Source organism: Neobacillus drentensis, from assembly GCF_036965425.1.
GTDB classification, from domain to species: Bacteria; Bacillota; Bacilli; order Bacillales; family Cytobacillaceae; genus Neobacillus; species Neobacillus drentensis_F.
This window is the reverse complement of sequence record NZ_JBALPP010000136.1, coordinates 1-11,914: the sequence shown is the minus strand read 5'-3', so window position 1 is coordinate 11,914 and position 11,914 is coordinate 1. Positions and strand designations below refer to the sequence as shown.

Below are 11,914 nucleotides of genomic sequence, written 5' to 3'. Positions count from 1 at the left end.
CTCTTATTTTACACTATCTTTCTTTAGGGAGGAAAGCGATGCTCATAGGAATATGTAACTATTTTATTAAAGAAAACCTGCTAGATTTATTATTTTTCGAAAATTATTGGTTTATTATTTGCAGCTGAAATAAATTAGTAGAAGGAGCGTCGATTAATGAAAATTCGAAAGAAACGATTTCTAAATGTTATGGTAACAGGTGTAATAGCATCCAGCTTACTTACATCATATTTAATTCCTCAGCAAAAAACCTATGCTATATCAAATTCTGCAGAAACGATCTTAAAAGGACTAACTGAAGAACAACGACAGTCAATAAAACGATTGACCCCACAAGAAGGATTCATAATTGACCCAAGTTTGTTGTCACTTAAAGATAAAACCGCAAATGTCATTGTTGAGTTTAAAACAGCTCCGGTCGAAAATGCCCAGCAATCAAAATCAAAAGGTACATCTAAAAATAATGCAGAAAAGATAAAAGGGGAACAAGAACATTTTAAACAACGATTAACTGAAATTTTTAAGAGGAAGGAGGAGTTAAACCAAAATAAAAAAGAAAATTCAATTAAATATCAAATTAAACAAAGTTACCAGAATGTATTTAATGGAATGGCTATGACGATTCCTACAAATGAAATTAATACCTTGCTTGAGACTGGTGTAGTTAAAAGGATTTGGAAAGACAATGTCGTTCGTTTACCGATAAATGAATCGACTACTACCCAAGAACCAAAAACTGAAAAAGTAATTCCACCAGCACTTCCTCATATAGGAGTTGATCGTTTACATAATGAGGGCTTAAAAGGACAAGGAATAAAAGTTGGGGTACTTGATACAGGGATTGACTATAATCACCCTGATTTAAAAGATGTTTATAAAGGCGGATATGATTTTGTCGATAATGACTCTGATCCAATGGAAACAACTAGAGCGCAATGGCTTGCATCTGGTCAACCTGAAACGATAGATGGTAGTCCATACTATACAGAACACGGAACTCATGTTGCTGGAACAATTGCAGCTAACCCTAAAAATGATGTGGAATATGCAATGACAGGTGTCGCTCCGAATGTTGACTTGTATGCATATCGAGTATTAGGTGAATATGGATCAGGATATGATTCATCGATTATCGCTGGTATAGAAAGAGCTGTAGAAGATGGAATGGATGTTATTAATCTATCATTAGGTAATGGTAATAATAATTCCTTAGACGCTACATCTGTAGCAATCAACAATGCAGCATTAAAAGGGGTCATACCAGTTATAGCCGGAGGAAATGCAGGGCCAACTCCTGGTACGTTAGGTTCACCAGGTGCCTCTCCACTAGCAATCACTGTGGGTGCTAGTGATGTGCCGACTGATATTCCAACCGTTAAAACAAGTTTAGCAGATATTACAGTTCAAAATACATTAATGGGGCATGGCCTTGGTAAGGATTATCTAAAGTTAATGGATAAAGAGTATGATGTTGTTGAAGTAGGAATTGGTACAGAAGAGGACTATTCTGACAAAGACGTTAATGGGAAAGTGGCATTAATTTCTCGTGGCACGATATCATTTGATGAAAAAATCCGACGAGCTCATGATAAAGGTGCTGTAGCTGTATTGATTTACAATAATGAGGATGGAGAAATTCCATATTTCTTAGGTGAAAATTACGGCTATGTCCCAACCTTTAAAATGTTACAGGCAGACGGAGTAAAACTTTCAGAAAAATTAAAAGCAGATCCTAAAGCTAAACTTAAATTATCAGACTTACAGTCAAATATGACTACAGGTGATGTGTTAGCTGATTTTAGCTCACGTGGTCCAGTTAGTAATAACTTTGATATTAAGCCAGATGTAGTAGCACCTGGGGTTTCTACATTCTCCACTGTCCCAGAATATATTAATAGTCCTGAAGATGGTGTCGATTATTCTAGTGGTTATGCGAGTTTAAGTGGAACATCCATGGCAACACCACATGTTGCTGGAGTTGCAGCCTTATTATTACAATCACATCCAGATTATACAGTTGCAGATGTAAAAGCTGCGCTTATGAATACGGCTGATCCTTTAAAAGGTCGTACGTACAATGTAAATGAAGTTGGAGCAGGACGTGTAGATGCTTATGAGGCAGTTCACAATACAACGTTATTTGAAGTACAAAATAAGACGACTTCCTTAGATGAAGATGGATTAAAAATTGATATCGATGACATTTCAGGATCTATACCTTTTGGTAGTATTGCACAATCAAATGAGACTCAAAATAGAACAACCTCGATTTCTATTAAGAATTTAAGTAGGGAACTAGAAACATATCATTCAAGAGTAGAATTTTTAACAATCGATGGTGTCTCTAAGGAAGCTGAAAAGAATGGTGTGAAGCTTCAATTACCATCTACGATTGAAGTGAATGGAAATGAGAGTAAAAATATTAATGCAGAAATATCAATTCCAGCCGATGCAGAATTTGGTATATATGAGGGATATATTTATATGGAAAATGAGTCGAAAACGGCAGAATATCAAATTCCTTTCCATGTTCGTTATTCTAAACCTGGATTCGAAAAAGTAGAATTTTTTAAACATGCAATAACGAATGACCTTAGTAACTTTCATCCATACATCGAGCCGTTTACACCAGTCAGTTTCAAGTTAAATAGTCATATGAAAACGATTGATGTAGTGGTTAGCGATCTAGATGGAAAACCAATTGGGTTTTATGGCACATTCAATTTAGAAAATGCGTCAGTTGATACGGAGTACTTAATATTTTTCGGATTTTCAGGTGAAGTGAAACATTTTACAGGTGATCCGAATAAACCTTTAGCACAGGAATATGAACCACTTAAAGAAGGTAAATACATTGTTTCTTATATTGGTGCAGGGGTAGATGGTAAAACATATAAAATCGATAATGACATGGTGATTGATAATACCGCTCCAACACTTGAATTTGATAAGAAAACAGGAATCCAAGAACTTTCAAGTTCAGATTTAACAACTGAAAGTTATGACGGACAAGATTATACAGCATATTGGGTGCATGGGAAATTGTATGATGATACCATTGACTACTTAAAAAGTAGAGGCCATGACATCACTCAAGAGGCAAATACCGCATATGCTTATCAAGATTCTTTTTGGCCAACAGCTGAATTTTTCCCAAATGCAAATGGTGAATTTAAATTTGGTGTCTTACCAGAAGAATATGCAAACTACCCAACAAATGTAAGAATTTATACTTATGATTACGCTACTGCAGGAAATCCGATTTTCCCAGAATTCACCTTTATTGATAAAGGAGATCAATATTCTACAATTAAACCAAATACAAAAGGTGTAAGTCTCGGATCAGAGTTTGTAAATACATTTACGGTTCAAAACGCGAAAGATTTAACAAGTGCTTCTGTAACAATCGATGTCCCTAATTATTATAAAGTTGTAGACGTTAAGCCATCAAAACAGTTAGAGGATCTTGCTAAGAAAAATAATTGGACTATTAATGTCGCAAAGCCACAAATTACAGAAAGCACGTGGTCTAATATTTCAGCATTTGCTGTCGATATTTCAGACAAAAAGACAAAATTACCTGTTTCAATTAATGATGATATTGATTTATTGGATATCACATTAAAAGTAGTCGATGACCATAATTACATGGTAGAAAGTACATTTTATTATCAAGAATCTTCATATCAAACAAGCTCTGGTAGTAAGTCTTCTTTACCAACATTTGCTGAAAAGTTTAAATTCATTTCCCAGCACTCATGGTTCGAAGGGTACTATCATGGTGAAGCAGTTAATTTAGATAATTATGATTTAGATTATTCAAAGATTGGAACAAAAGCTTATCTTGTTGATAAAAAAGGTAAAAAGTACCCTGCTGATATTTCAGAAAGAGGGTATATGACGATAACGGATATTCCTGCAACGAGTGATGAATATACATTAATTGTCGATATTCCAGGACATTTCCAATATAGCAAAAAAATAACTTTAAGCAGGACTATTGATGGAAAGGTCCAAGGTATTTTCTATATTGCGTATACTGATACGGCTGCTGCTGGAGATGTCAACGGAGATAATGTAATCGATATTTATGACGCAAAGCTTATAGCAAATAATGCAGGAAATACAGGTGATAGATTAAAAGAAGATCTTAACAAAGATGGAGTCGTTGACATTATTGACTTTAACTTTGTCGAAAAGAACTTCATGTCCATCAATCCATACCTCCCAACCTCCAATAAACCAGTTGAAAAAACTAAGGATTTAACATTAGAAGAATTGAAAAAAAGTTTTAATTAAAAAAAGAGGCTGCATTTGATCACCAAAGGCAGCCTTTATCAGTTTTTAAAAATAGAAAAGCAAACATCCTTTATAGATATCTGTTTTTTTGAACAAAGGACTTGGCAGGAGTCGAACCCGCAAAACACATAACAGTCAATGTTCATGACTGCCAGTTGCTCTACATTGAGCTACAAGTCCTTTTTGTAATATGACCCTAATGGCAAGAATTATTCATTTCCTTTTGCGTATTTCTTCCGCCACAACAAATGCCAAATCATCGTTGCCAAACAACGCTAGCACTCCAAGCAAGGTTTGGTCATCTACTTCTCCAGCTTCTTCCTTCGGCACGGTTAACTCAATTGCTTCTCTTAAAGCAGGGTTTGAAGACTGATTCGGATATGCTTTTAAATATAACTCTTCTGGGTCAAGGTCATGATTCACGCACCATTGGGCAAAAACGAGAATCATCATTTTCTCCTCACCCTTGAAGTTCTCAATGATTTTTTCTTCTATTATTTTTCGATTCATGAAGAATTCTCCTTTTATTGTTATAGATTCATTATAAAAGGTTTTTAAGAAAAATGTTGATTTTGTGCTGGAGAATGATTTTCTCCTAATTTAGACATACTGTTTGAAGGATGATTTACACTATTAGGAGAGGTGGATGAGAGATGAGTAAAATCGAAGTAGGCGAAATATTTACCATCAGTGACGAGAATGACGATGAACAGGAAGTTGAAGTACTGGGTGTAATGAATATTGAAGGCAGCGATTTTGTCGCAGTTGCTTTTGCAGAAGATGTAAAACAAGAAACAGACGATGATATCGATATCTTCTTTTTAAAAGTGGATGAAGACGGAGATTTTTCCGCCATTGAAAGCGATGAGGAGTTTGATAAGGTATCCGCTGCCTTTGATGAAATGATGGATGAGGAAGAGGAAGAATAAGAAATTCGGGGGGAGGCAATGAATTTGCCTCTCTTTTTTTATTGGCATTTTAATTGGAAAAATTATGTATGAATAAAAAAATTAACGGAATACTAATCAGAGAAAAATCATTAAAGGAGAGACGTAATGTCTATTAAAGAAGGAACAAAATTTCAAATTTCTCAGGGTATTCAGAGCTATTTTAATTCTGCTGAGTCGTTAACTGTCCTCTCAAATAACGGTATCACGATTCAATTTACTCTTGGTGATGGCAAAGGTTATGGTTCAATGCCAATTGAACATTTAGATTATTTATTAAAAAAATCAAATTTATCACTAATTCCAAATAAAAGATCCTTACTTAGTACAGAACATGATGAAGAACAGATTGGATAAAGGTAATAAAATCCAAATTCGGGCATTACTATTTCATAGGTAATGCTTTTTTACATTATCAATAGATTTGGAGTGAAAAATGGATGAAGACATTGGAAATTGAAAATTCGACATTAGCATACTTAGATGAAGGGAAGGGCGAAGCAATTATTTTTCTTCATGGCTTTTGCGGAAGCTCTCGTTATTGGGAAAATGTTGTGCCTGCACTTTCAAAGAATTATCGAGTAATTATTCCAGATCTGCCAGGCCACGGACAATCAGATTCATTTAATGAAGGATGCACGATTGGAGATTTCGCCGAAAAGATAAAAGGTCTTATCGACCAATTGAATGTACAGAAAGTTACCATGTTTGGTCATTCCTTAGGTGGTTATATTACACTTGCTTTTGCAGAAAAGTATAGTGACCGGTTGAACGGATTCTCTTTGGTTCATTCCACCGCTTTTCCAGATTCTGAAGAAGCTAAAAAAGGAAGAATGGCTAACGTTGAAAAGGTGAACATGGAAGGGATACAACCCTTAATTGACGGATTAGTCCCAAAACTTTTTTCTCCGGATAATGCAAAGGAAAAATATGTTGAAACGGCGAAGGAAATTGGGTATTCCACTTCGCCACAAGGGGCTAAAAGTACACTGCTAGCAATGAAAGACAGAGGAGACCGAAATAATGTTTTGGAATCTACAGAATTACCGGTTTTATTAATCGCCGGAGAAAGGGACCAGATTATTCCTGCTGAAAAAACATTCTCAGTAAGAAAGTCTAATATTAGACAATCATTACTTAAGGATGTTGGCCACATGAGTATGTATGAAAAGCCAGAAGATCTTATTTCAGATATGAAACTATTTTTAGCAACAATTCATGATTGTTGCTAAAGGAAAGAGGAACCACTATGGTTCCTCTAAAACAGGTCATTCAGTTCAGTATCAGAATAAATGGAAATAAGGACAACTGCCTTATGATCTCCAATATTTTTCACAAAATGAGGGACGCTTGCATTCCAACTGAAGGAATCTCCTTCTTCTAAAATAATCGAATCCTCCCCTTGTTCTGCTAGTACTTTTCCTTCTAACACTAAATGACATTCTTCTCCTTGGTGTGAATTGGCTTCCCCCATTGAAGCCCCCGGTGGAAACTCCACACTCATCATCCGTAAGCCGCCTTTTGAAGTGATATGCTCAATCTTTAATTGATTAAAGGAAGAGTAGGTTCGTTCATTTTTTCTCACAACACGCATATGTTGCTTCTTCTCCAACAAAAGATAAGGTAATGGAACCCCTAGAAAGGTGGCTATTGTCTGAAGTGTATTAATTGACGGAGAAGTATTATTGTTTTCTACATTGCTAATAAACCCTTTGGAAAGTCCTGTGCCTTCGCACATTTGGGCAATCGTAATTTTCTTTCGATTTCGGATTTCTCGAATTTTTGATCCAATATCCATTTTATTCACCTCAAAAGTTTCTTAATAAAAAACTTATTTATATATTAGCAAATAAATAATTGACAATCCACTCGTTTCTTTGTTATTTTATAAACAACAATGATTCATATTTGAAAACATTTTTTAATAACGAAGGGATGTTGCATAAATGATTTCACCTATGGTATATGAACTTCGTCGACCAAATCAAATAGATCCGAATATAACGTATCCAGCCATATTTCTCATGCATGGAATTGGCAGCAATGAACAAAATATGCTGCCATTGGTAAAGGAATTAGAAGGACAATTTTACATTTTCAGTATAAGAGGTCATCTGCCGCAGCCTCCTGGTTTTGCCTTCTTTACAATTCAGGGTTATGGAAAACCACACCGTGAAGTGTTTGATGAAGGGATAACTAAGCTCACAAGCTTTATTGATTATGCATGCGCAGAATATCCATTAGACCTAAGTAATTTGTTCTTACTAGGTTTTAGCCAAGGTGCCATTCTTTCCATGACACTTGGTCTTCCATTAGGTGATCGGATCAAAGGCATCGTTGCCCTTAGTGGATATATTCCTGGTTTTGTTAAGGAAGAATACGATATAAAACCTGTTAATAACCTTTCCCTATTTATTTCTCACGGGGAAATGGATCAAGTTCTTCCTTTTGAATGGGGAGTAGCCAATAATGAATATTTCCGAGAATTAGGCGCCAATGTAACCTTTAAAACCTATCAGGAAGGTCACTCCGTTTCTTTACAAAATCAGCAGGATTTTATGAAATGGCTGCATGAAGTTCTTGAAAAATAAAACGAAGAGGGAGGAATTATAAATGCTGCCATCTTTCTTTATCGCTCATGGTGCACCGCTGCTTGCAGTGGAGGAGAATGAATATACAGATTTCTTAAATCAAATAGGAAAAGACTTACCGCGTCCAAAGGCCATCGTCTTATTTTCAGCACATTGGGAGTCCCAGCATCAAAAAGTAAGTGAGGTTAAAGAATATAGCACTATCTATGATTTCGGGGGATTCGATCCTGCCCTATACACAATAAAATACCCAGCAAAAGGGAATCAGCAAATTTCAGAGGAAATAAAGAATTTGTTCAATGCAAACGATGTACCGTTTGAAATAGAAACTTCGCGAGGATTGGATCACGGCGCATGGGTCGTCCTTCGTTTACTTTATCCAAATGCCGATATTCCTGTCATCGCAATGTCCGTTAACCCAAAACTTACTCCGCGGGAACAGTATAAAATTGGGAAATCCTTATCTGCTTTAAGAGCCAATGACGTTTTAATTATTGCCAGCGGAGGAACATCTCATAATCTGAGAGCTTTAAAATGGGCTGATAATGGCCAGGTTGATCAATGGGCACTTGAGTTCGAAGATTGGTTGGCCCATCACCTGCAAACGTGGGATGTAGAGTCCTTATTCAAGTATGATTCTTTGGCACCATATGCAGAATATAGTGTGCCTCCATATGGAAATGAACATTTTATTCCATTGTTTTATGCATTGGGAGCTGCTGACGATGTGAAAAAAGCAAGCTTGTTACATCGGAGCTTCCGTTATGGAAATCTGGCACACAGTGTTTGGCAATTTGGGTAAAGACTATATATATCAAGGCAAAAAGGTCAGTTTTCTGGCCTTTTTTTGTTGTATTTTTAAATTTTCGATGAACTAAATAAATTGAAAAATATTATGAATATTGTTATTATTCTTATAAATGTAAACAATTCTTTTCAATAATGAAAAATGAAGGGGGAAAAATCATGAAAAGCTGGCTGGTAAAAGAACTTGGGGAGCCGTCAGATGTTTTAAGTATGGAGAATTTGGAAAAACCGGAACGTGGAGAAAATGAAGTATTAATCCAGGTTAGATCGGTTGCGCTTAATTTTTTTGATATCCTTTTATGCCAAGGAAAATATCAAGAGAAACCACCGCTGCCATTTTCGATTGGTTCAGAGGTATCCGGTTTAGTAGTACAAGCAAAAGATGGCAGCAAGTTTAAAGAGGGGCAGCGAGTGTTAGCCTTACCACAAAAGCCGCATGGAGGTTTAGCGGAGTATGTTTCTGTTGACGAAGCTTCTGTCTATCCTATTCCTGAATCAATGAGCTGGAATGAAGCTGCCTCTATGTTTATTACATACCATACCACCTACTATGCCTTATTTAATCGGGCTAATATCCAAAAAGGCGAGGTCTTACTTGTACATGCTGGAGCAGGTGGCGTTGGTTCGGCGGCAATCCAATTAGGTAAGGCAGCAGGTGCATTCGTAATAGCAACTGCAGGGGGTTCGGAAAAAACAGAAATTTGCAGACAGCTTGGAGCTGACGTGGTCATTGATTACTTAACAGAGGACTTTGTCGAAATGGTGAAAAGAGAAACTGATGGAAAAGGCGCAGATGTGATTTATGATCCGGTTGGCGGCGAGGTTTTTGACCGTTCTCGAAAATGTATTGCTTTCGATGGAAGAATATTGGTAATTGGATTTGCAGGCGGACAGATTCCAAGCATCCCAGCCAATCATGTTTTAGTTAAAAATTATTCAGTTGTTGGTGTTCACTGGGGTTATTTTAATCGACTATATCCTGAAAAAGTGAATCAAGAACATGAGGAACTAATCAGTTTATATGAACAAGGAAAAATCAAACCGCTCATTTATAAAGAGTTTGACTTTCAAGATGTACCGGATGCCTTAAATTTACTGGCAACGAGGAAAACGTGGGGGAAAGTTGTAGTAAAAGTATAAATCATTCAATAATACGGAGGCTGAAAACGATGATCAAAAATAAAAAAATCCTGTTAGCATACCGACCGGTTGGAATGCCTGATGAAAGTAATTTTACAATGATTGAAACAAGCATACCAGAAATCGTGGATGGAGAAGTATTAATTAAGTCGCTCTATATTTCTGTTGACCCCTACATGCGCGGCCGAATGTCGGATGAAAAATCTTATGCTAAGCCATATGAGGTAGGGGAACCCTTCATTGGAGGAATTGTGGGCCAAGTAATTGAATCCAAGAATCTGAAATTTAAGGTTAATAGTTTTGTTGAGGGACGGTTGGAATGGGCGGAATACAATGTTTCCAATGGTAGTAACATCCGAAGAATCAAATCAGAAGCCGCACCGATTTCTACGGCCCTTCATGTGCTCGGAATGCCTGGTTTGACCGCGTATTTCGGATTATTACACATCGGCCAGCCAAAGGAAGGGGAAACTGTCGTTGTTTCTGGAGCTTCAGGTGCGGTAGGGACAATCGTGGGGCAAATCGCAAAACTGAAAGGCTGCCGTGTAGTTGGAATTGCAGGAGCTGAGGAGAAATGTGAGTTTCTAACAGCAGAATTAGGCTTTGATGCAGCTATCAACTATAAAACATCACCAGACTTATATAAGGAACTATTAAAAGCATGCCCGAATGGTATTGATGTTTATTTTGACAATGTCGGTGGTATGGTGACGGACGAAGTGATGAAGATGATTAATTTTCAGTCACGTATTGTCATTTGTGGTCAAATTTCTCAATACAATTTGGAAAAACCAGAAATGGGGCCAAGGATTCTTGGGCAACTACTTAAAACCAGTTCCATGGTGAAAGGCTTCATTGTTTCTGACTTCGCGGAACATAATAAAGAAGGTTACACCATGTTAGCAAAGTGGATAGGTGAAGGAAAAATCAAATACCGTGAAAATGTCATTGAAGGCTTTGAAAATATCGTAGATGCTTTTCTTGGACTTTTTCGAGGAGAAAACATTGGCAAACAGCTGGTGAAGGTAGCTGAAGCCGCTGCCCCTACCCTAGTGGAGGAGGAGGCTACTTTTGCTGAATGATATAGGGGTTACCCAAGTAACAATCCCATTGCCTTTTCGTTTAAATCATGTTCATTGTTTCTTAGGAGAAGGTTCTGAGGGATGGACGATTATGGATGCGGGATTAAATAATGCGGTATCGCAGGATATATGGAAGCCAATAATTGAAAAGCATGATATTAAAGATCTAATTATTACCCACTATCATCCCGATCACTTTGGCTATGCGGGTACATTACAACAGTTAACCGATGCTGATGTATGGATGACGAAGGTTGATGAAGATGCTGGACTTACGTATTGGGAACCAGGCTCACTTGAGCTTGTTAAAAAGAATTATGACATGTGCGGTCTGCCAGATAATATTTCATTTGATTTAACAGATGATGAAGGAAGCTTTTCTCCAAGGGTCAAACCTTATCCTAAGGTAACTCATTATTTGGAGGAAGGAATGAAAATCCCTTTTGGAAAATATGAATATGAAGTGATTTTCACGCCTGGTCATTCTGATGGATTAATTAGCTTGTACAACAAGGAGAACAGCATCCTTTTCTCAACCGATCACATTTTACCGAAAATTTCACCCAATATTTCCTATTGGTTCCGAGGGATAGAGAATCCGTTAGAGGCTTTCTTTCAATCCTTGAAAAAAATTGAAGTACTTGACGTCGATTATGTCATCCCTTCACATGGGAAACCTTTTCGGAATGCCAATAGGAGGATTGAGGAATTAATTGCCCATCACCATGAGCGGCTCGATGCAACATATGATTTTATCCAAAAACCATCGACCATCTATGAAGTATGCCAAAGGCTCTTTAGAAATTTAACCACCCATGAAACCCGATTTGCTATTGGAGAGACACTGGCACATTTGGAGTATCTCCATCAAAATAATCAGTGTAAAAAGCATTTAAGTAATGGTGTCTGGTATTTCGAAGCAATTTAAATCAAAATAAAAATCCTTCCCTACTTTTTATAGTGTGGAAGGATTTTACTTATTTAAATCTATAGTGAACTAACACCTTGAAAAACTCCATCAATAAAAACTGCCATTTCTATATTACCC

11 protein-coding genes and 1 tRNA gene are annotated in these 11,914 nt (G+C 36.8%); 9 read left to right on the top strand and 3 right to left on the bottom strand.

What is annotated here, in order from left to right; genetic code table 11:
- Positions 1-156: 156 nt before the first annotated feature.
- The gene (locus V7161_RS26600) at positions 157-4,299 is read left to right on the top strand and encodes a S8 family serine peptidase (RefSeq protein WP_335715815.1); all 4,143 of its coding nucleotides are present in this window, start codon (positions 157-159) and stop codon (positions 4,297-4,299) included.
- 96 nt (positions 4,300-4,395) lie between these two features.
- Here V7161_RS26600 and V7161_RS26595 read toward each other — a convergent pair.
- Positions 4,396-4,479, bottom strand: a tRNA-OTHER gene (locus V7161_RS26595).
- A gap of 33 nt (positions 4,480-4,512) precedes the next feature.
- Positions 4,513-4,809, bottom strand: a complete 297-nt coding sequence (locus tag V7161_RS26590; protein ID WP_335715814.1) for a hypothetical protein — start codon at positions 4,807-4,809, stop codon at positions 4,513-4,515.
- 143 nt (positions 4,810-4,952) lie between these two features.
- On the opposite strand from V7161_RS26590, the gene V7161_RS26585 reads away from it, so the two are divergent.
- From V7161_RS26585 to V7161_RS26575, 3 genes are all read left to right on the top strand, one after another.
- On the top strand, positions 4,953-5,228 hold the full coding sequence (locus V7161_RS26585) for a DUF1292 domain-containing protein (RefSeq protein WP_335715813.1): 276 nt from the start codon (positions 4,953-4,955) through the stop codon (positions 5,226-5,228).
- 126 nt (positions 5,229-5,354) lie between these two features.
- Positions 5,355-5,603, top strand: coding sequence for a hypothetical protein (locus V7161_RS26580; RefSeq protein WP_335715812.1), 249 nt, complete (start codon positions 5,355-5,357; stop codon positions 5,601-5,603).
- Positions 5,604-5,686: 83 nt separating this feature from the next.
- Positions 5,687-6,478, top strand: a complete 792-nt coding sequence (locus V7161_RS26575) for an alpha/beta fold hydrolase (protein WP_335715811.1) — start codon at positions 5,687-5,689, stop codon at positions 6,476-6,478.
- 26 nt (positions 6,479-6,504) lie between these two features.
- Here the strand turns inward: V7161_RS26575 and V7161_RS26570 are convergent, their stop codons facing one another.
- Entirely contained in the window at positions 6,505-7,044 is a 540-nt protein-coding gene (locus tag V7161_RS26570) for a helix-turn-helix domain-containing protein (RefSeq protein ID WP_335715810.1), read from the bottom strand.
- Positions 7,045-7,192: 148 nt separating this feature from the next.
- On the opposite strand from V7161_RS26570, the gene V7161_RS26565 reads away from it, so the two are divergent.
- The 5 genes from V7161_RS26565 (at position 7,193) to V7161_RS26545 (ending at position 11,794) form a co-directional block, all read left to right on the top strand.
- Positions 7,193-7,837: an alpha/beta hydrolase gene (locus tag V7161_RS26565; protein WP_335715809.1), complete on the top strand. Its 645-nt coding sequence runs from the start codon at positions 7,193-7,195 to the stop codon at positions 7,835-7,837.
- A 22-nt stretch (positions 7,838-7,859) separates the two neighbouring features.
- Entirely contained in the window at positions 7,860-8,639 is a 780-nt protein-coding gene (locus V7161_RS26560) for a DODA-type extradiol aromatic ring-opening family dioxygenase (RefSeq protein WP_335715808.1), read from the top strand.
- A 164-nt stretch (positions 8,640-8,803) separates the two neighbouring features.
- The gene (locus tag V7161_RS26555; RefSeq protein ID WP_335715807.1) at positions 8,804-9,784 is read left to right on the top strand and encodes an NADPH:quinone oxidoreductase family protein; all 981 of its coding nucleotides are present in this window, start codon (positions 8,804-8,806) and stop codon (positions 9,782-9,784) included.
- 29 nt (positions 9,785-9,813) lie between these two features.
- Complete coding sequence (locus V7161_RS26550) at positions 9,814-10,866, top strand: NADP-dependent oxidoreductase (protein ID WP_335715806.1); 1,053 nt, start codon at positions 9,814-9,816, stop codon at positions 10,864-10,866.
- Positions 10,856-11,794: an MBL fold metallo-hydrolase gene (locus V7161_RS26545; RefSeq protein WP_335715805.1), complete on the top strand. Its 939-nt coding sequence runs from the start codon at positions 10,856-10,858 to the stop codon at positions 11,792-11,794. The genes V7161_RS26550 and V7161_RS26545 overlap by 11 nt, the downstream gene beginning before the upstream one ends.
- Positions 11,795-11,914: the final 120 nt, after the last annotated feature.